The sequence below is a fragment of the Pseudidiomarina xizangensis genome (assembly GCF_052541995.1).
Window position 1 is genome coordinate 325,017 of sequence record NZ_JBOBQA010000001.1, and the last position, 20,895, is coordinate 345,911.

The 20,895-nt window shown below is 49.4% G+C and carries 17 protein-coding genes; 10 read left to right on the forward strand and 7 right to left on the reverse strand.

Annotation, left to right across the window (positions count from 1 at the left end; genetic code table 11):
- Positions 1-18: 18 nt before the first annotated feature.
- The 3 genes from acnD to ACQ5ES_RS01515 are packed head-to-tail and all read left to right on the forward strand — an operon-like array spanning position 19 to position 4,216.
- Complete coding sequence (gene acnD / locus ACQ5ES_RS01505; RefSeq protein WP_445014199.1) at positions 19-2,616, forward strand: Fe/S-dependent 2-methylisocitrate dehydratase AcnD; 2,598 nt, start codon at positions 19-21, stop codon at positions 2,614-2,616.
- A 2-nt stretch (positions 2,617-2,618) separates the two neighbouring features.
- Positions 2,619-3,821 (forward strand): 2-methylaconitate cis-trans isomerase PrpF, encoded by a 1,203-nt coding sequence (gene prpF / locus ACQ5ES_RS01510; RefSeq protein WP_445014200.1) that lies wholly within the window; start codon positions 2,619-2,621, stop codon positions 3,819-3,821.
- Positions 3,821-4,216 carry a YchJ family protein gene (locus ACQ5ES_RS01515; protein ID WP_445014201.1) on the forward strand — a complete coding sequence of 132 codons (396 nt, stop codon included), beginning with the start codon at positions 3,821-3,823 and terminating at the stop codon, positions 4,214-4,216. The genes prpF and ACQ5ES_RS01515 overlap by 1 nt, the downstream gene beginning before the upstream one ends.
- Here ACQ5ES_RS01515 and ACQ5ES_RS01520 read toward each other — a convergent pair.
- Positions 4,189-5,436 (reverse strand): DUF418 domain-containing protein, encoded by a 1,248-nt coding sequence (locus ACQ5ES_RS01520; protein WP_445014202.1) that lies wholly within the window; start codon positions 5,434-5,436, stop codon positions 4,189-4,191. The genes ACQ5ES_RS01515 and ACQ5ES_RS01520 overlap by 28 nt on opposite strands.
- Before the next feature lie 201 nt (positions 5,437-5,637).
- Between ACQ5ES_RS01520 and ACQ5ES_RS01525 the strand changes: the two genes are divergently transcribed.
- Positions 5,638-6,126: a TspO/MBR family protein gene (locus tag ACQ5ES_RS01525; RefSeq protein WP_445014203.1), complete on the forward strand. Its 489-nt coding sequence runs from the start codon at positions 5,638-5,640 to the stop codon at positions 6,124-6,126.
- A 23-nt stretch (positions 6,127-6,149) separates the two neighbouring features.
- Here the strand turns inward: ACQ5ES_RS01525 and ACQ5ES_RS01530 are convergent, their stop codons facing one another.
- Both ACQ5ES_RS01530 and ACQ5ES_RS01535 read right to left on the reverse strand, forming a co-directional pair.
- Entirely contained in the window at positions 6,150-7,613 is a 1,464-nt protein-coding gene (locus ACQ5ES_RS01530; protein WP_445014204.1) for a protein adenylyltransferase SelO, read from the reverse strand.
- A gap of 71 nt (positions 7,614-7,684) precedes the next feature.
- On the reverse strand, positions 7,685-8,746 hold the full coding sequence (locus ACQ5ES_RS01535; RefSeq protein ID WP_445014205.1) for a S66 peptidase family protein: 1,062 nt from the start codon (positions 8,744-8,746) through the stop codon (positions 7,685-7,687).
- A 133-nt stretch (positions 8,747-8,879) separates the two neighbouring features.
- Here ACQ5ES_RS01535 and ACQ5ES_RS01540 point away from each other — a divergent pair, with 133 nt between their 5' ends.
- From ACQ5ES_RS01540 to ACQ5ES_RS01555, 4 genes are all read left to right on the forward strand, one after another.
- Complete coding sequence (locus ACQ5ES_RS01540; RefSeq protein ID WP_445014206.1) at positions 8,880-10,295, forward strand: M14 family metallopeptidase; 1,416 nt, start codon at positions 8,880-8,882, stop codon at positions 10,293-10,295.
- 884 nt (positions 10,296-11,179) lie between these two features.
- Positions 11,180-11,539, forward strand: a complete 360-nt coding sequence (locus ACQ5ES_RS01545) for a helix-turn-helix domain-containing protein (RefSeq protein WP_445014207.1) — start codon at positions 11,180-11,182, stop codon at positions 11,537-11,539.
- A 171-nt stretch (positions 11,540-11,710) separates the two neighbouring features.
- Complete coding sequence (locus ACQ5ES_RS01550) at positions 11,711-12,145, forward strand: Sbal_3080 family lipoprotein (protein ID WP_445014208.1); 435 nt, start codon at positions 11,711-11,713, stop codon at positions 12,143-12,145.
- Between the two features lie 322 nt (positions 12,146-12,467).
- On the forward strand, positions 12,468-12,692 hold the full coding sequence (locus ACQ5ES_RS01555) for a hypothetical protein (RefSeq protein WP_445014209.1): 225 nt from the start codon (positions 12,468-12,470) through the stop codon (positions 12,690-12,692).
- Positions 12,693-12,842: 150 nt separating this feature from the next.
- Here the strand turns inward: ACQ5ES_RS01555 and ACQ5ES_RS01560 are convergent, their stop codons facing one another.
- From ACQ5ES_RS01560 to ACQ5ES_RS01575, 4 genes are all read right to left on the reverse strand, one after another.
- Positions 12,843-13,091 carry a hypothetical protein gene (locus ACQ5ES_RS01560; protein WP_445014210.1) on the reverse strand — a complete coding sequence of 83 codons (249 nt, stop codon included), beginning with the start codon at positions 13,089-13,091 and terminating at the stop codon, positions 12,843-12,845.
- Between the two features lie 97 nt (positions 13,092-13,188).
- Entirely contained in the window at positions 13,189-14,187 is a 999-nt protein-coding gene (locus ACQ5ES_RS01565; protein ID WP_445014211.1) for a LacI family DNA-binding transcriptional regulator, read from the reverse strand.
- Positions 14,188-14,220: 33 nt separating this feature from the next.
- Positions 14,221-15,546 carry a glycoside-pentoside-hexuronide (GPH):cation symporter gene (locus tag ACQ5ES_RS01570; protein ID WP_445014212.1) on the reverse strand — a complete coding sequence of 442 codons (1,326 nt, stop codon included), beginning with the start codon at positions 15,544-15,546 and terminating at the stop codon, positions 14,221-14,223.
- Positions 15,543-16,904, reverse strand: a complete 1,362-nt coding sequence (locus ACQ5ES_RS01575; protein ID WP_445014213.1) for a GH1 family beta-glucosidase — start codon at positions 16,902-16,904, stop codon at positions 15,543-15,545. The genes ACQ5ES_RS01570 and ACQ5ES_RS01575 overlap by 4 nt, the downstream gene beginning before the upstream one ends.
- 137 nt (positions 16,905-17,041) lie before the next feature.
- Between ACQ5ES_RS01575 and ACQ5ES_RS01580 the strand changes: the two genes are divergently transcribed.
- Positions 17,042-18,274, forward strand: coding sequence for a sugar MFS transporter (locus tag ACQ5ES_RS01580; protein ID WP_445014214.1), 1,233 nt, complete (start codon positions 17,042-17,044; stop codon positions 18,272-18,274).
- Entirely contained in the window at positions 18,274-20,805 is a 2,532-nt protein-coding gene (locus ACQ5ES_RS01585; RefSeq protein ID WP_445014215.1) for a glycoside hydrolase family 3 N-terminal domain-containing protein, read from the forward strand. The genes ACQ5ES_RS01580 and ACQ5ES_RS01585 overlap by 1 nt, the downstream gene beginning before the upstream one ends.
- Positions 20,806-20,895 lie beyond the last annotated feature (90 nt).

Sequence of the window (20,895 nt, forward strand, 5' to 3'; positions counted from 1 at the left end):
TAGCGAAGGAGTTTGTTGATGTATAATGAAGCGTATCGGAAGCAGTTACCGGGTACCTCATTGATGTACTACGACACGCGTCAAGCGATCGAAGACATCGAGCCAGGTGCCTACGCTAAACTGCCGTATACTTCACGAATTTTGGCCGAAAACCTCGTGCGCCGGTGTGAACCGGCGCAATTGACCGAGGCCTTAAGTCAGTTTATTTACCGCAAGAACGATCTCGATTTCCCCTGGTACCCAGCACGTGTGGTTTGTCACGATATTCTCGGACAAACGGCATTAGTTGATTTAGCCGGTTTACGTGATGCGATTGCCGATAAAGGTGGCGATCCGGCGAAAGTGAACCCAGTGGTGCCAACGCAGTTGATCGTGGATCACTCGCTGGCGGTTGAGCACGCAGGGTTTGAAAAAGACGCCTTTGAGAAAAACCGGGTGATTGAAGATCGCCGTAACGACGACCGTTTCCATTTTATTAACTGGACCAAAACGGCGTTTAAAAATGTTGATGTGATCCCTCCGGGGAACGGCATCATGCACCAAATCAATCTGGAAAAGATGTCACCTGTAGTGCAAGTGCGCGATGGTGTGGCGTTCCCAGATACTTGTGTTGGAACTGATAGTCATACTCCAATGGTTGACGCACTTGGCGTCATCTCTGTGGGGGTGGGTGGTCTTGAAGCCGAAAGCGTCATGCTTGGTCGTGCTTCGTATATGCGCTTGCCCGACATTGTCGGGGTCGAATTAAGCGGCAAAATGCAGCCAGGTATAACCAGTACCGATTTGGTACTGGCGTTGACCGAGTTCCTGCGCAAGGAACGCGTGGTGGGTGCTTACCTTGAGTTTTACGGTGAGGGTGCCGATGCGTTAACCGTGGGTGACCGGGCGACAATTTCAAACATGACGCCTGAGTACGGCGCGACCGCAGCGATGTTTTATATTGATGGACAAACCATCGATTATCTAAAACTGACCGGACGCGAAGATGATCAGGTGCAATTGGTCGAGCAGTTCGCCAAAGAAACTGGGTTATGGGCAGATAGCCTGAAATCAGCTGAGTATGGCCGGGTACTGAAGTTCGATCTGAACCAAGTGCAACGCAGCTTGGCTGGACCTTCGAACCCACACGCGTTGCTGCCAGCTTCTGAGCTAGCAAAACGTGGTATTTCTGGCAAAGTCGAAAATGAAGAAGGCTTAATGCCTGATGGTGCTTGCATCATTGCGGCAATTACCAGCTGTACCAACACCAGTAACCCACGCAACATGATTGCCGCCGGTTTGATTGCCCGGAATGCCAATAAACTTGGCCTGACGCGCAAGCCTTGGGTGAAGTCATCGCTGGCGCCAGGTTCGAAAACCGTGAAAATGTATCTGGAAGAAGCGGAGCTGTTACCGGAACTGGAACAGCTTGGTTTCGGTGTTGTAGCCTTTGCCTGCACCACCTGTAACGGTATGAGCGGTACTTTGGATCCGAAACTTCAGCAGGAAATTATTGATCGCGATTTATACTCCACCGCTGTTTTGTCGGGCAACCGAAACTTTGATGGCCGCATCCACCCATATGCCAAGCAAGCATTTTTGGCATCACCGCCATTAGTTGTGGCCTATGCCATAGCGGGTACCATTCGGTTCGACATTGAAAAAGATCCGCTTGGCTTTGACGAGCAGGGCAAACCTATTACCCTCAAAGACATTTGGCCAAGTGACGAAGAAATCGATGCCATTGTAAAGTCGTCGGTAAAACCGGAACAGTTTCGGAAAGTCTACGACCCCATGTTTAGTTTGTCGGTCGATTATGGCGAGCAAACGAATCCATTGTACGACTGGCGTAAAATGAGTACCTATATTCGTCGTCCGCCTTACTGGGAGGGCTCATTTGCCTCAGAAAACCAGCTTAAAGGCATGCGCCCGCTAGCGGTATTAGGCGATAACATTACCACCGATCATTTGTCACCATCGAACGCTATCATGGCTGAGAGTGCGGCCGGTGAGTACCTGACTAAAATGGGCGTGCCTGAAGAAGATTTCAATTCGTACGCAACTCACCGCGGTGATCATTTGACTGCTCAGCGCGCGACTTTCGCTAACCCGAAGTTGTTCAACGAAATGGTGAATGATGAAAACGGTGCGGTAATTCAGGGTTCATGGGCGCGGGTTGAGCCAGAGGGTAAGGTCTTGCGCATGTGGGAAGCGATTGAAACCTACATGGAACGTAAGCAACCGCTGATCATTGTAGCTGGTGCTGACTACGGCCAGGGCTCGTCGCGTGATTGGGCGGCCAAAGGTGTTCGTTTAGCGGGGGTGGAGTGTATTGTGGCGGAAGGCTTCGAGCGTATCCACCGTACCAATCTAATTGGTATGGGTGTGTTGCCGTTAGAGTTTGAAGCAGGAACCACGCGCAAGACCTTAGAGCTTAACGGTACCGAAACTTACGATGTGCAAGGTGATATCGCACCTGGTACAACTATGACCTTGGTTATTCATCGTAATGCCAGTGAAACCGTGGAAGTGCCAGTGAAATGCCGGCTGGACACTGCTGAAGAGTTATCGATTTACACTGCCGGTGGTGTGTTGCAGCGGTTTGCCCAGGACTTTTTAGAAGCTGAGGCGATCTAGGTATGACTGACAACATGACATTTGCTCCGCAAATCAAAATCCCCGCCACCTATATGCGTGGCGGGACCTCAAAAGGGGTGTTCTTTCGTCTTGACGACTTGCCAGAGGTTGCACAGCAGCCTGGTGAAGCGCGTGACAAGTTATTACTGCGGGTCATTGGTAGTCCCGATCCCTATGCCAAACATACGGACGGTATGGGTGGCGCCACTTCGAGCACCAGTAAAACGGTGATCTTGTCGCGCAGCACTAAAGCTGGTCACGACGTCGACTATTTGTTTGGTCAGGTGTCGATCGATAAGCCATTTATCGACTGGAGCGGCAACTGCGGTAATTTAACCGCAGCTGTGGGCTCCTTTGCGATCAGTAACGGCTTAGTCGACCCTGCGCAAATCCCTGAAGACGGTGTTTGTACGGTGCGGATCTGGCAGGCGAATATTAAAAAAACTATCGTCGCACAGGTTCCCATGTGCAATGGTGAAGTGCAGGAAACCGGTGATTTTGAGCTCGATGGTGTCACCTTTCCCGCCGCGGAAGTGCAGGTTGAGTTTATGGACCCGGCGGCCGATGACGGTGAAGGTAGCGGGGCTATGTTCCCGACCGGCAATGTAGTCGACAGTTTCGAAGTACCGGGACTCGGTGAGTTGCAAGCGACCTTTATCAATGCCGGCATTCCGACTATTTTCGTCAATGCCGAAGCTATTGGTTATACCGGTACTGAGCTGCAGGGGGCAATTAACGAAGAGCCGCAAGCGTTGCAGATGTTCGAAAGCTTGCGAGCCCATGGTGCGGTGAAAATGGGCTTGATTGACAATGTCGCGGAAGCCGGGAATCGTCAGCACACGCCGAAAATCGCTTTTGTTGCGCCCCCGCAGGATTATCTGGCGTCAAGTGGTAAACAGATCCATCTGACCGATATCGACGTGCTGGTACGCGCCATGTCCATGGGTAAGCTACATCACGCAATGATGGGCACCGCAGCAGTTGCGATCGCCGCAGCGGCCGCGGTACCTGGTTCCCTGGTGAATCTTGCTGCCGGTGGTGGGGATCGGACTTCGATTCGTTTTGGCCATCCATCGGGTACCTTGCAAGTCGGTGCTGAAGCAAAACAAGTGAATGGCGACTGGACCGTGACCAAAGCCATCATGAGCCGCAGCGCTCGCGTGTTGATGGAAGGTTGGGTGCGGGTGCCCGGTGATTGTTTTTAATGACAGTTAAGGCTCCGAAAAAATGCCCTTGCGGTGGTGGTTTGTACCGCAAATGTTGTGGCCGCTTTCACCCGCAAAGTGCGGGTGGAGCGGCGCTTCCAGGTTCACCTGAGCAACTTATGCGCTCACGGTACAGTGCCTTTGCCCTGGGTTTGAACGACTATCTAATCAGTACCTGGCATGCTTCTACGCGGCCACAACAGCTCGACCTGGCTGACAACCCCAAATGGTTGCAGTTGGAAATCATTAGCAGCAATCAGCAGGGGGCTCAGGGACAGGTCCACTTTCGCGCCTATTTTCAGCTTGATAATGACGTTGGCATGCACGACGAAAGCTCTGATTTCGTCAAAGAAAACGGCCGGTGGTTTTATTTAAAAGCAACCAACTTACCGTAAGTTGCGCAGCGCCAGAGCCACTCGCACGGACCGTATTTGAAACGGCTGAGCCACCAATTACTGAATGGGATCTGCACTAGCCACAACACAATAGCCATTGCCGTCGCCGCCGCGCGGCCATACTCGCCGTACCAACCGAAACCATAGCCATAAAATAACGTTGTAAAAAATAACGAATGAAACAGGTAGTTGGTTAACGCCATACGTCCAGCTGGGGCTAAGTTCTGTAACCAATGCTGACGGTTGGCGCGATGGGCACCGCGCATGGCTAAAGCAATAATCGCCATATAAGCAAAACATAGACCAAAGTTTGCCACTTGCATCAGGGTGAAGCCGAGCGCCGAATCGAGCGTTGGCATCATCATTTCAATGTTAGTACCGTAAAACCCAACGTAAAGGGCTGAGGGTAAACCAAAAATTACTCCCCAACGCAGCAGGTTTTTGTAAGCCGTGGGACGCTTATCGAAGGAGGTGAAAATGCCAGTACGCGCAAACGAAGCACCTATCAGGAAAATACCCAGTATGGTGGGTAAAAAGAAAATTGCACCACCGCCATACATCATCGCTAATTCAGCCAGTCGGGCTTGTAGCACGTCACTATAAGAGCCGCTTGCGTAAGCTTGCTCGGCGCTGGCGATTAAGGCTATTAGCGTTTCTTGCGCTTGCTGTTGATCGGCTATCACCTCTTGGGCAAATTCTGGCGACTGCATAGCGAAATATAAACTTATCGCACCCAGCCAGAACATGCTGATTGGCACTAAGAAAAATGCCAAACCCCACTTCCATAGGCGCGACGCTGAGCTATTAATAAACAGCAAAAGTACAAGGCCGACGACGGCATAGGTCAATAAAATATCGCCACCCCAGATAAAAAATATGTGCACACAGCCGAACAGAGCAAGAATAACCAGACGTCGGAAGAACAGCCAGCGAGGATGGTCATGGTGTTGCTTGGCACGGTCGTAAAAAATCACGAAACCAATACCAAATAACAATGAAAACATGGTGTAGAACTTACCTTGAACGAAGGTAAAGACAGTCCAGCCAACCGCATGGTCGATGCCTGTCAGGCTGTTATCAAAGCCAAACATCATGGCATTTAAAGGCCGCTGAAAGAACTCGATATTCATTAACAAAATACCGAGCAGCGCAAAGCCGCGAATAACATCGAGCATGTGAATACGCTCATTGGCACGAGTGGGTTGGGTAATTATTGTCATGGGTAGACTCTTTTAGTTGTTATTTTGAGGTTTAATCCTAGTCATAAAATGTGAAAAAACAAACTAAATGATACTCAGGTTTAAAACGTAACTGACTGTTGGTGATTGCCCGATAGGTCGAATCATTAAGCGGTCGATAACTCGTAATTTGTCTGAAATTCACTAAGATAGAAATAGTATGCAAAAAATAGAGGATGTTTTATGTCGTTAATGAAGCAATTAGGCGGGTTACTGTGTTGGTTAGCGTTGTCTTTTATTGTTGCTGGAATTGGCGGCTGGGGCTCAGCCAATGCGCCGGTGTTCTATCGTGAACTTGTGCTCCCCGATTGGGCGCCACCAGCGTGGCTGTTCGGCCCCGTGTGGACCACGCTCTATACCATGATGGCAATCGCCGCCTGGTTGGTGTGGCGCGAATATGGCTTTAGCGGACTGGCCAAGCGGGCTCTGCAGGTTAACCTGGTCCAGCTTGTCCTGAATATGCTGTGGAGCTGGTTGTTTTTTGCCTGGTATCTGGGCGCCGTCAGCTTTGTTGAGATTATTTTATTGTGGTGCACTATAGTTGCGACCATTGTCCTTTACTGGCGCTTGAACAAAGCCGCTGCGATATTGATGCTGCCCTATCTGGTGTGGGTAAGTTTCGCGATGTTACTGAATTACAGTATCTGGCAGCTGAATCCTTACGTTTTGTAAGCACTTTCTCGGGCTCCGCAACGTCAGGTGCCACAGAAGGTGCGTGGTACGGCTTGCTCTGCGGTCGCCGGCTGAAGCAATTCTAATGAACCGTCCTGTTCGACAAATGGCATTTGCAAAACTTGATTAAGTTGATTGAACAGCGCCAAAGAACCGTCTTGTATGGCTTCTTTAATAGCCGCTTCAACTAAATGGTTGCGCGGAATATACGCCGGGTTGGTGCGGTTGAGTTTGGTTTTTGCATCGTCGATAGATGCATATTCGGCTTTCACAACTTGTGTCCAGCGCTGATGCCAAGCCTGCCATGCTTCGCTATGTTCGAATAATTCGCCGAGACGATTGCTATCAGCGTCACCAAGAAAACGAAAAGCCAGCGTGAAGTCGACCTGTTGCTGTTGCATAAGATCAAGGTAGTCCTGAGTTAGTCGTTTAGCGTTAGCGGTGTCAGGTGTGAGCCCTAATTTTGCGGTCATTTGCTGCCAGTAATAGCGCTCATAAACGCTCTCGAAATTCTCTACAGCGGCGGTCGCCTTGGCAATAGCACCATCAGTGTCATCACCGTTGGCAATAAGTGGTAGTAAGGTTTCAGCGAAACGGGCCAGATTCCAACTGCCGATAGCAGGCTGGTTTTGATACGCGTAGCGGCCTCGGCGATCAATAAAACTAAACACAGTTGCCGGATCGTAGGCTTCCATAAACGCGCAGGGTCCATAGTCAATGGTTTCACCAGACAAGCTCATATTGTCGGTATTCATCACGCCATGAATAAAACCAAGGCTCATCCACTTGGCAATGAGTGCGGCCTGGTTATCGATTACTGCATCAAGTAAGGCTAAATAGCGGTCGTCGGCGTCCGCGCATTGCGGGTAATGCCGCGAAATTACGTAATCAGCGAATTGCTGTAGTAAATCCCGTTGCTTGAACGCCAGTACGTATTGTGCCGTGCCGACGCGCAAGTGACTGGCGGCAACCCGCGTCAGTATGGCGCCGGGAAGGGCATTCTCCCGTTGCACCATTTCGCCGGTGGCGACCGCAGCAAGGGCGCGGGTGGTGGGCACACCAAGATGATGCATGGCTTCGCTAACCAGGTATTCACGCAGCACCGGACCTAACGGCGAGCGACCATCACCGCCGCGCGAGTACGGGGTACGCCCCGAACCTTTGAGCTGAATATCGTAGCGCTGACCATTGTTCGCGATGACTTCAGTCAGCAATACGGCGCGGCCATCGCCCAACTGTGGTACATAATTCGCGAACTGATGGCCAGCATAGGCGAGTGCTGTCGGCTGCGCCCAAGCGGGGACCTGATTGCCTGAAAACGTCTGTAAACCGGCTGCGGTGGCGCGATAATCAGCGGGCAACTGAAGTTGTTCAGCGAGCTCGTCGTTGAACGCGATCCATTGCGGATCGAGCACCTCAGTGGGAGCACAGGACGCGCTTAAACGCGGATCAAGTTTGCTATAAGTTAAGTCGGGCTGGAAAGGCATAAAACGTCACCTTTGAACTGCGATTGATGGCAGCAGTGTAACACAGCCCGAAACTTGGAGTAGTGGGTTGCTTAGGTCACCGCAGAGCCGATCAGACTCAGGGTTGCGGTATCCGCATTGAGTTCGACCACATGACCTACCGGCAAAATATGATTGTCGCGAATGTGGCCGAACTGGGCGCCGGTGTAGGTAGGTACGCCGAGCGGCTTAAAGTAATGCTCGAAAATTTCGTGCAAAGTGAAACTACCAAAACCGCCACCTGGATCGCATTCAGTACAATGGCCGAACACAATACCAGCAACATCGTCGAGGTGGCCGGCAAGTTGTAATTGCGACAAGAAGCGATCGATGCGGTAGATATTCTCACCCACGTCCTCGAGCATCAGGATTTTACCGCGCAAGTCTGGGAAATAAGGTGTTCCGCACAAACTGGTTAATACCGTGAGGTTGCCGCCAACTAACACACCTTGCGCCGTACCCGGGTTCACCGTGGTGGTACGATTGGTCATCATAGTCAGAGTTTCTTCTTTCTCTTTGTAGTTGCGCATGGTGGTGGCTTTGCCTTCCATGATGACGTCTTTGAACTGCTGCGCCTGAAAATCCGCCCAGTAGGAATAGCCGTTTGGACCATGAAATGACGCCATACCGGTTTTTACATAGAGCGCATTCATCAACGAGGTAATGTCACTGTAACCAAGCAAGACTTTGTTATTTTGTTTAATCATATCGTAATCAAGCATAGGCAGAATACGATTACAGCCCCAGCCGCCGCGGACTGCAATGACAGCGTCGACGCTGTCGTCAGCAAATGCTTTGTTGAGGTCTTCCGCACGTTGTTGGTCCGTGCCTGACAGGTAGCCATGCCGGCCAAATACATGCTCGCCGAGTTGTACGTTAAAGCCCAACTGCTCGAACGTTTCCTTGGCGATCATGACATGATGACGATCCTGTACCGCACTAGCCGGGGCAATCATTCGCACCGTATCACCAGCTTTCAGACGTTTCGGTAAGCGGCCAGCATTTAACGCTGAAGATCCTGCAGTGAAAGGCGAGGCGGCGAGTTGAGCAGGAGACATAAATTGCGTTGCAACCGCACCAGCGGCGAGAGTTTTTATGAACGATCTGCGATCCATGACAAGGTTACCTTTTATTAGTCTTAGATTTGGGCCTGTTGAACTTGTGATGGTTGACGTAGTTTGGCGTCAACGGCTACTCTCAATCCTAGTAATAATTTATTAGTAATTGAACCCTGAGAAGCAATAAATAATGAAAAAACTTATGTTACCAGTTATCGTCAGTGCCATCATCGCCGCTACAGCAACTTCTGGATGCGCGTTGGCGCATGACCCGAAATCCCATGATGAGAAAAAGCATGGTCATCATCACGAGGTTGAGCTCGTGGCCGGATTAGACAAACAACAAATTCGCTTCGCTGATATTGAGCCTTTTATCGAGCAGGCAAAACAAAGTGATCTATTTCGTACCGAGCAGGTGGGCAACTCGTATCAGGGCCGGCCGATTTATCGGATCAGCGTCGGTGACGGCGATACCGTAGTGTTCATGTGGTCACAGATGCATGGCGATGAATCAACTGCCACGCCTGCGTTATTCGACCTGATGCAAAAAATTGAAAACGATCCCGAATGGCGGGCGAGCTGGGCCGATGATATCACCTTACACATGATTCCGATGGTTAACCCAGACGGTGCTGAGCTAGCACAACGCTACAACGTGCAAGGGATCGATGTGAATCGCGATGCCGTGGCATTACAGACGCCAGAAGGACGCGTCTTAATGACACAAGGCAAAGAGCTGCAGCCAGACTTCGGCTTTAACCTACATGACCAAAGCCGCTATTACGAAGTGGGGAACACCGGTAAAACAGCAACTATTTCGGTGTTGGCGCCAGCTTATAACCATGCCAAAGATATCAACGATAGCCGTGGCCGCGCGATGAAATTAATCGGCGATTTAAACACGGTAACGGACGCGATGATCCCCGGTCATGTCGGTCGCTACAATGATACCTTTGCGCCGCGCGCGTTCGGTGACAACTTCTCGGCTATGGGTATTAGTACTATCTTAATTGAATCTGGTGCTTATCCGCAGGATCCGAACCGGCAGAAAGCCCGAGCGGCAAATGTGGCGATGTTAGTACGTGCACTCGAGAGTATTGCCAGCGTTGACTATGCCGACGTGACGTTAGAGCCGTACCACAGTATTCCAATGAATAACTCGAACAGCTTTAAAGATGTGATCTTTGATGGTGTGCAGATCGTCGACGGCGAGCACAATTACCGTATTGATATTGGTATCAATCGCAGTGCTGACGCGCGGTGGAATGGCGCTATTCGCGAGGTCGGGGATTTATCGGTGTTTCCAGCCTTTGCACGCTACGATGCGGAAGAGCTGACTTATGCCGCGGGTAAGGCCTATAGCATTCCAAGTGAAGGGCTGACGTTGTCACACCATGAATACTTGAGCCTAATCAAAGACGGTTTCACCCACTTTAGCGGTGATGCTAGTACGTTGAAAATCAGCACCCATCTACCGGTGCTGGTTAATCCGCGTTCAGTTCCTGGATCACGCCCCCAACAAAGGGAAACCGCCACCTTCTTGTTGCAAAAACAAGGTCAGGTAGCGATTGCCGTGTTGGCGGGTGTGGTGCTCCAGTTTAATTAATGAGCCAGGGCGGTAACTAAAAGTTGCCGCCTTTTTTCTTCTCGATTTTCTTTTCTTCAGTTTGCCCTGCCTCATCTTCCGCTCCATCGTCACTAGCGTTTTTTTTTCAGCGTAATATCGCTGTATTTTGTTCGCCCGGGGCGCTGTTGAACAACGTGATCAGCCTCCGCATCGGCTAAACCATCACCATCTGAATCAGCATCTACGATGTCGGTTTCGTCGTCGGAATGGGCAATTGATTGGGCAAGTTTAGGACTGGTTTTATCAAGGGAGCGCTCGGTGTGGTAATAAAGAATACAAAACGGTTCATGGTTGCGCCTCCTTTAGGCTTAGGTTCACCTATAGGTTTAGTCGATGCTCGAAAATTAACCAAATGTTGGCATAGCTTGCCGCCCCAATAATCAACAACAGAAAAGTCATATCTAGCTCGCATGCAGCTCATACATGCGTCAATCTTCGATTATATTAGGGGTATGATGGTCCCGTGCTAGCTGACCCGACAGTAATATCCACCATGAGACTGATTTGAGCAGCTATGAGTGCGTGATCCTATTTTTAAAACGGGAAAATAACGCATCAGATTTGCGGCAATAATTTGGCAATACATCATATTTGGCGCACGAGCGCATGTTGCATCATATATGCAGCAAGCTCGATTTAATGCACTAAATTTGCGGCGTTATTTTTCCGTTTATTTATTACCTACACCTACATAGATAGGACTCGGTTTAGCGTTCGAAGTCGAAACCGAGCGATAATCAGATTAAGGCTTCAAGCTGTTTGGAATTTTGAGCAATTACTTACAGCATGTTACGTTTTTTCAATGCCTCTGACTTAAGTGCATGAGGTAGAATGAATTATAGAGAGTAACAAGGAGGTTACCTATGACATTGGAGCAACATCGCGAAACAGACTTAACGACTCAGCTGGCTCGTGAGGTCGCTCGTCAACTTGGTTATTTGTTACAAAATGAGCGTGCGGGGAATGGTATCGATCAAACGGAACTCGCCGTTCAGGTTGGTGCCAGTCGTGCCACGATATCTCGCTTGGAACGCGGAAAAAATGTTGCTTCTGAGACGCTTTTTAGAGTAATGGCTGAGCTTGATGTGTTAAAAGAATTGGCGTTTATAATTTCGTCACGGCTTGACGACACTGAACTCTTACAACGCAAAAATAGTGGTCCGCGCAATCGCGAAAGACAACAAAAATGGCAAGAATTTTATGCCTATTGGAATCCCGACTAAGGGCGGGCAGTTGAAACTGTATGAAGCACTGATGCTGTTTACACAGCGCGCGTGTAGAAGTGAACCGGGCGCGGTTTTAGCGTAAGATTATCGACAATCTAATTAAAGTGATTGATTTATGAAGAATACAAACTTAATGTAATGAATTAGTTAACTAAATGGAGAGAAGTAATGAAAGGACTGTTTTTAATTACATTTGTGTTTTTCATATCGGGGTGCACTGCAGTACAGGTAACACAGATTGACCGAAAACATAATCTGGAACATGTATGCATCGAGAATAACCCGAAAGTCATTGTGGACGGCTTTGTCGAAGTGGTGGTTAACGGTCTGAATAAACACGGTATTTCTTCTGAAGTTTATGCTGCTAATCAACCAAAACATTGTGAGGTCATGCTTACCTATACTGCATTTAGGTCATGGGATTTTGCACCTTATTTGACGCATGCTGAGCTACGATTATTTAAAGATAATCAACGAATTGGCTACGCAGAGTATCGTCTTCGAGGTAAGGGCGGACTTGCGCTCAACAAATGGGCTAGTGTTGAAAGTAAAATGACACCGGTTGTTGATGAATTGTTGGGACAATACCCTGCAACGAATTGATAATGGCATAGGAATTTCGTGGACATGGATGTTACTACGGTTTTGATGACCACGACAGTTGGCGGTGTCTACACCAACTGTCGCGGAGTCGTGTAGCTTTAAATAATTACAATGCGAGTGAGAACTTTCGCAAAGCGCTGCAGTTGATGGTAATGAGGATACCAACAAAGCAGAATAATGGGTGAGCTTCTTATTTGTAGCAAAAGCAGCGATGTTTAGACCACTTCTAGCAGTGACGAATTTAGATATATCAACTACGCTTATAACAGTCTGAAAAGATAATAATCCCACGTTTTATTTGCTAAAGGGTAGAGGAGGCGTTATGAAGCTGGAAGCCATTTTACAAGATCCGTCTGCGGTGTATGACAACCCGAAAGACGTCTTAAACGACAGCAATCTCACCCATGATCAGAAAAAGGAAGTTCTGGACCAATGGGAGTATGACGCTCTGGAACTTCAAGTCGCTACCGCTGAAAATATGCCAGGCCCAGAACAAGATTATTTAGCGGATATTCTTGCGGCCAAGAAAAAGCTCAACGGCGATTAGTCGTTTAATCATTAACTACGCCATGGTGGGCGCAGTCATAGTCGCATTAACCTATCTGGTAAGTATCATCATTTCAGCAACATGGTCGGACTATAGGAAAACCACAGTTTCGACGATCTAGTAACCGACGAGAAGGTCGACCAATTGAGGTTATGGCCGTAAGTCGCCATGCAAGAACTTACAGACAAAGACCACTTTACCGTAACGTTCAAATGACCACTTAATGCATGCCTGCAATGCTGCCATCACTTCATCGTAATCGCCAAATACCTGCGTGCTCAGGGGATTGGTAATAATGTGCAAATTTTCAAACTTATTGAGTTCATCGATAAAGCCCTTAATTGGCTCAATATAATTGTCTGCGAGCGGGTATTTACTGATGTCTACGGTGAGTTTCATAACGACTTGCTTCCTTTATTACACGTAGTTGCGGATAGTTTGAATTGATTGAAAGACTTTATCAAATGGTATGCGCACACCGAGCTCCAAAGGGGTTTTAAATTTTTTGCGTTGAATCGCGTTCTATCACCCGTGGCTCAAAAACTTCCTGTAACTCGGCAATGGGCTGTTGGTAAACATTTTTGAGTACCCAGCGGGCTGCCATTTGGCCAATTTCAGCGATCGGGTAATCGACAGTGGTCAGCTTCGGATAGGTATAATGGGCAAAGTTGACGTTATCGAAGCCAATGACAGAAAGCTGTTGGGGCAGATCTAACGGAATGTCGTGTGCGGCGGTAATGGCACCTGAGGCCATCTCGTCGTTGGCGCAGACCAGAGCGCTAAATGGTAAACCAGTGCTTAATAAATGCTGCAGGGCGCGTACGCCACCGGTTTCGTGGAAGTCACCTTCGACGAATAGTGCTTTGTTTTCGTTTACGCCAAACTCAGCTAAAGCTTCGAGATGGCCAACATAGCGCTCTTTGGCGTCATTTTTCCACATTGGGCCGGATACATAGGCAATGTCGCGGTGTCCGAGCTTTAACATATGTTGAGTAGCCAGATAGCCACCCTGCCGGTTGTCCAGGGTAATACAGCGTTCGGCAATGGCACGCACGTAGCGGTTGATCAGCACAAACGGGCAGCCACCGTCGGCCAGGCCTCGAAGGTAATTGTCACTGACCGACTCAACGTGCAAAATCAGTGCATCACAATTGCGGCTGCGCAAAAACTCAATACTTTCGCGTTCGAGTTCGGCATCACTGTGCCCTGCGGCGATGATGACGTGTTTGCCGACGGCGCGAAATTCCGCCTCGATTTGGCTCAGCAACTCACCGTAGAAGGGACCACTGAGCTCTGAGACTAAAATACCGATACTATTAGAGCAGTTACTGGCAAGCGATTGTGCTACGGAATTAGGACGGTAGCCGAGCTCAGTCATGGCGGCTTCGACTTTTACGCGGGTCGCTTCGCGGACGGGCGCGGTGTTATTAATAACACGCGATACTGTTGCCAGTGATACGCCGGCGAGTTTCGACACTTCGTAAATTGTTGCCATCTCGTGCAGGACTCTTGTTAGCTTATGTTTTTATTAGGATTCGCTGGTTAATTCACGTGCGATCTTGATTACTCGCGCTTGGTCTAGAGTGTACCTGCGCATTATCCACGCAACAAGTAGTGAAGCTATCGCGGGCAGCACGGTAAACGCGACTAATATGCCAAACTGGGTGTGTTGGGTTTGAACTTGGCCGGCTTGATAGTTGTAAAACGCCAACCACCAGCCGGCGATAGCTCCGCCTAACGCAATACCAATCTTTATGAAGAACACCACCGAGGAGTAGACCAGGCCAGTGGCGCGAATACCCGATTGACGCTGACCAAAGTCGACCACATCGGCGATTTTGGCCCACAGCATAGGTGTTGCCATTTGCAGGAAGAAACTCCAGAGAAAATATAAAGCGAAGGCCAGCACGAGTTGATCGGGGCGCACCCAAAATGCAGCAACAGACATCACTGCGGCTATAATTTGTAGAGCTTTATAGGCAATAACTTTATCTACTCGGCGGGTGAGTGGATTGGCAACGGCGCAGCCTAAAATATTGCCGACCATGCCCAGTGAAATGAAAGCAGTGATAAGGTCTTCGCGCAGCAAATAGTACTTCACATAATAAATCGCCAGGGTGTTTTTAATGGCGATACCGATCAAGAGCACCACCGCAACCATGGCAAGCGTGCGCAGCGCTTGATTTTGCCATAAGTTACGCAAACCAGATCCAAGGGTCAGATGTTGTTCGGCAGGTGGTTGCACGCGCTCTTTGGTACCAGCAAAGCAAAGCAAGAACAGCACCACGCCAAATGCGCTCATGGCACCGATGGTGAGTTGGTAGCCTAACGCGCGGTCACCTTGTCCGAAGAAATCGACTAAGGGCAAGGTCAACAGGGTCACGATAAGTCCCCCAAGCATGCCGAACACGAATCGATACGACTGTACCGAAACGCGTTCTTTCGGATCTTTAGTTAGCACCCCGCCAAGCGCTGAATAAGGAATATTGATAGCAGTGTAGGCGAGCATCAGCAGGGTATAGGTAACGTAGGCATAAATGACTTTGCCGGTGGCATTTAAATCAGGGGTGGTGAAAGCAAGAATACTGCACACCGCAAAAGGGATCACCAGCCACAATAAGTAAGGACGGAATTGGCCATAGCGCGTACGGGTTTTATCCGCCAGCAAGCCCATCATGGGATCTGTTACCGCATCAATCAGGCGCACCACCAAAAACATGGTGCCGACCGTCGCCGCGGAAATGCCAAAAATGTCGGTATAGAAAAACGCTAAAAACAGCATTACGGTCTGGAAGATAAGATTGCTGGCTGTATCGCCTAAACCGTACGCAACTTTTTCGCGGCGAGAAATCATAACGCCTCCACAGCTGGTAACTGTGATTTTCGGTCGAGCCAAAAGGCCTGTAAGGCCAGTGCACTGGACTTTAATATACGTTGTTGGCTGTCAAAGTCTACATAGACAATACCGAAACGCTTGCTATAACCTTCGGCCCATTCAAAATTGTCGAGTAAGCTCCAGGCAAAATAACCGTTTATTTCTACCCCAGCTTCGATGCAATCATGCACGGCCAACAAATGTTGCTGATAGTAATCAATACGGGCATCGTCATGCACGCTATTCTTTATCACCTTATCAGGGAAGGCTACACCATTTTCAGTGATATAAATTGGCGGCAGGTTAGCGAAGCTACGATTCAAGTCGGTAAGGATTTCGGTTAAGCCCTGCGGATAAATTTCCCATCCCATCGAGGTTAATGGTGGCGCTGTCGGCGGTACATCCGAGAACCAGTCGTTCTTCGCTCGAAACACCGTGCGGGTGTAATAGTTAACCCCGAGGAAATCCAGGGGCTGCGAAATAATTGCCATGTCTCCGGCAGCAACTGAGGGTTGATCTTCTACTTGCAGTTGCTGCAGTAAATCCGGGTAACTTGCGCTTAACAGCGGCTGTAAATACCAAAGGTTATGGTAATTGTGCGCCTGCATAGCTGCCCGACGGTCGGCTTCACTGTCGGTCGCTGGATGGCAGGGACTGAAATTCAGTACGATACCATGTTGCGCCCGCGGTGCATGTTTGCGTAGCACTGGCATTGCCAGGCCGTGGGCGAGCAGCAAATGATGCGCTGCCTGGCGACCTTCACGGCGATTTTTATGACCGGGCGCGTGAATTCCCGCTTCATAACTTAAATAAGCACTACAAAAGGGCTCATTTATGGTGGCGTAGGTGGTGATTTTATCACCCAAAGCGCGACCAACTACTTCGGCATATTCAGCAAAACGGTAGGCTGTTTCACGGTTGAGCCAGCCGCCTTGATCTTGAAGGTACTGAGGTAAGTCCCAATGGTACAGGGTTACGTGGGCTTGAATACCGTTGGCAAGCAAGGCGTCAACTAAATCGATATAAAACTGTAAACCCTGACGATTCACCGAACCGTCGGCGTTGACTACCCGTCCCCAGGCAATGGAAAAACGGTAGGCATCAACGCCGAGTTTACCAATAATTTGTACGTCTTCGCGCCAATGTTTAATATGCTCGCAAGCAACAAGACCATTGGAGCTATCCTTAATGCGGCCAGGTTCAGCACAAAAGGTATCCCAAATGCTAGGTTCGCGTTGCGCCGCGGCACCTTCAATTTGAAACGAGGAGGTAGCAACGCCGAACAAGAAGTCGCTGGATAATAGTTTGGAATGCTTCGGTAAGCTTATTTGTGTCATAAAAGTCATGTTCTCAGTTGCCGAAGAGTTTCCGCCAAAGGATTGCGATTAAACTCAATTATGCTATAAATGAAAGCGCTTTCATCATAGGCTATTAAACAACCTATCGTCAAAAAATAATAAAGATTGAGGCCGTTATGACCCAACAGACAACAAATTATCGGTTCGCGCTCACAGCGTTAACCTCCTTATTCTTCATGTGGGGCTTTATTACCTGCATGAATGATATTTTGATCCCATACCTGCGGCTGCTGTTTGATCTGAATTACGCGCAGTCAATGTTGATTCAGTTTTGCTTTTTTGGTGCCTACTTTATTGTCTCGGTACCCGCCGGCTATTTGATTGGTAAAATTGGTTACAAGTCGGGGATTGTTACCGGACTAATGATTTCCGGTGCGGGCTGTGTGTTGTTTTATCCAGCGGCACAAGCGGAAGTGTACGGGCTGTTCTTACTGGCATTGTTCGTACTGGCGTCGGGGATCACCATATTACAGGTTGCCGCGAACCCGTATGTTACGGTGTTGGGCGATTCCCGCACGGCCTCCAGCCGTTTAACCATGACGCAGGCTTTTAACTCTTTGGGTACGACTGTTGCGCCATTTTTTGGCGCTTGGCTGATTTTTGGCGGTGTTGCCGATCCTGAAGTTACGGGAGTGTCGAAAGATACTGTGAGTCTGCCGTATTTTATTTTGGCCGGAACTTTGGTGTTGATGGCGTTTATTTTTATGCGTTTGAAATTACCAAACATGGGTAAGGTCGATCCGACGGAGTTCATTCCTAATGAAGCCAAAGCCTGGAAGCAAAAACACTTGGTATTGGGCGCGCTGGGTATTTTCGTTTACGTGGGCGCAGAAGTCGGAATTGGTAGCTTTCTGGCGATGTACCTTGCTCAGCCTGAAATCGGTGACATGAGCATGTCGAAAGCTTCCCATTACATCTCCTGGTATTTTGGTGGTGCTATGGTTGGGCGTTTCCTGGGTGCTGCGGTAATGCAGAAAATCAGTGGTAATCGGGTGCTGGCATTTAATGCCATCGCGGCGGTGGTGTTGGTCGCCACTACCATGATGAGTTCCGGTGCGCTGGCAATGTGGTCACTATTGTTCGTCGGTCTGTGTAACTCCATTATGTTTCCGACAATCTTTAGTTTGGCCTTACAAGATCTCAAACAAAGTCGCGGTCAGGGATCGGGCATTTTATGTCTGGCGATTGTCGGTGGTGCAATTGTACCTTTGATACAAGGCTTTCTTGCTGACCGTATTGGCATTCAAATGGCCTTTATTGTGCCGCTCGTGTGCTATATCTACATTGCTTACTATGGCTTGCGCGGTTACAAGCCACGTGCTTCACAAGTGGCGCAGGAGGCTAGCTAATGCGGCAACAGCGATTACCCAAAACAGCTTTAGCAACCTGTATTGCTTTAGCTTTAATAGGGTGCTCCGAGGTTTCGACCGAGGGCACTGAAACACCTACAGCGCAAGTGGAAACACCGATCTGGCCGGCGATCACATCGCCGGTTGCGCTAGATCCTGTCATTGAGCAACGTATTTCTGCAATGCTTGCTGAGATGACCGTCGAGCAGAAAATTGCCCAGATGATTCAGCCAGAAATTCGTGATATCAGCGTTGCAGATATGCGGCGTTATGGTTTCGGTTCGTATCTGAATGGCGGTGGTGCGTTCCCGAACAATGATAAATACGCGACCCCACAAGACTGGATTGCCTTAGCTGAAGCCATGTATCAAGCATCAGTTGACGACTCACAAGACGGCTCGAGTATTCCAACGATGTGGGGCACCGATGCGGTGCATGGTCATAACAACGTGATTGGCGCGACCATTTTTCCGCATAATATTGGTCTTGGTGCAGCGAATAATCCTGATTTGATCGAAGATATTGCGGCGGTTACGGCACGAGAAGTCATGGTGACCGGTATTGATTGGGTGTTTGCCCCGACGGTTGCCGCTGCGCAAAATTTGCGTTGGGGTCGTACCTACGAAAGCTATTCAGAAAACCCTGCCATAGTACGTGACTATGCGGCAGCGATTGTACGCGGTTTACAAGGTAAGCCGGGTGATAATTTTTTAAGCGAACAGCATGTTATCAGTACGGTAAAGCATTTCGTTGGCGATGGCGGCACCACCGATGGCGTCGACCAGGGCAACACTGAAGTGGATGAAGAAACTTTAGCGCGGGTGCATGCACAGGGGTACGTTGGTGGCCTCGAAGCGGGTGCGCAAACGGTAATGGCCAGTTTCAATAGCTGGAACGACGAAAAAATTCACGGCAGCGAGTATTTATTGACAGATGTGCTGAAACAGCAGATGGGATTTGATGGTTTCGTGGTCGGCGACTGGAATGGTCACGGGCAAATTCCGGGTTGTAGCAATGACGATTGCCCACAGGCTGCCAACGCTGGTCTTGATGTTTACATGGTACCCACGGGGGCATGGAAACCATTATACGAGAATCTGGTGCAACAGGTACGTGAAGGTGTGATCGCTGAAACCCGTGTCAATGATGCGGTACGTCGTATCTTGCGGGTAAAAATGCGCGCTGGATTGTTCGACAAACCTAGCCCTGCCGAGCGCCCTCTGGCAGGAAAAACTGAGCTCATTGGCAGCGCTGAACACCGTGCCACAGCACGTGATGCAGTGCGACAGTCGTTAGTGCTCCTCAAGAATGAAGGACTGGTGTTGCCGCTGAACCCCAAGCAACACATTCTGGTAGCAGGTTCGGGCGCTGATAATATTGGCCAGCAATCCGGTGGCTGGACCATTAGTTGGCAGGGTACTGGCAACACTAATGAAGATTTTCCCGGTGGCACCTCAATTTATCAGGGCATTGCTGAACAAGTGAATGCGGCGGGTGGTAAGGCGGTCTTATCCGTTTCCGGCGCGTATCAGGACAAACCTGATGTCGCAGTCGTGGTGTTTGGTGAAGAACCCTACGCTGAAGGAAACGGTGATATTGCTAACCTTGACTATCAACGCGGTAACGCAACCGATTTGGCGCTGTTACAGCAGTTAAAAGCGGCAGAAATTCCGGTCGTGGCATTATTTATCAGTGGCCGTCCGTTATGGGTAAACCCTGAGCTTAATGCTGCCGACGCTTTTGTGGCAGTTTGGCTACCAGGTAGTGAAGGCGCGGGCGTTGCTGATGTTATTTTGCGCAACACCGCCGGCGAAATTCAGTACCCAATAAAAGGCCGTTTACCGTTCTCGTGGCCAGCGACGCCAAACCAAGCAGACCGCCGTACGCTGAACGCGCAGAATCCACCGTTGTTACCCGTAGGCTTTGGTCTGGCTTACGGTGATACAGAGGTACTCGATGACCACTTGCCGGAACTGCTAGCTGGTACCGCGACCACGGAAGCACTGGCAATATTTGATCGTGCGCCGCAGTCACCATGGCTGATTGAGCTGCGTAGTGGCGCAGAACGAAGTATTGTCGAAAGTAGTATTCAGTCATTGGGTGCTATCACAACCAAAACCTTTGATGATCAAGTACAAGAAGACGCGCGCGTAATAGAGTTTTCCGGCGCCGCTGCTGCTGCAATTAATTTCGTTAGTCCATTCCCACGTGATTTAAGGGCTTATGCTGAACCTGACGGTGTTCTTTCGGTGACGTTGCGGCTGGAGTCTGAGGTGCCTGAAGATGCGGCACTAACCTTGTTCTGTGGCGAAAACTGCGGTATCGAGCTTGCTATCGCGGACCATCTTCAACAGCTCACGCCAGGCGAGTGGCAAACCTTGCAGTTTAATGTTCAGTGCTTGCAGGATTCCGGACTGGATATGGCGAAAGTCAGTGGTGTCTTCGGGCTTGAATCTAGCCAACACTGGACAGTTAGCTTCAATGATGTGCGGCTTGAGCCTAACCCCGAAACTGACGGTATTTGTTTATAATCCTATTTTAAATAGTTTTCTCCTCCCCAAAAAAAAGCCTGCTTGCGCAGGCTTTTCTTCAGTTCCAGGGTCGTTTCTATCGTTTCAGGT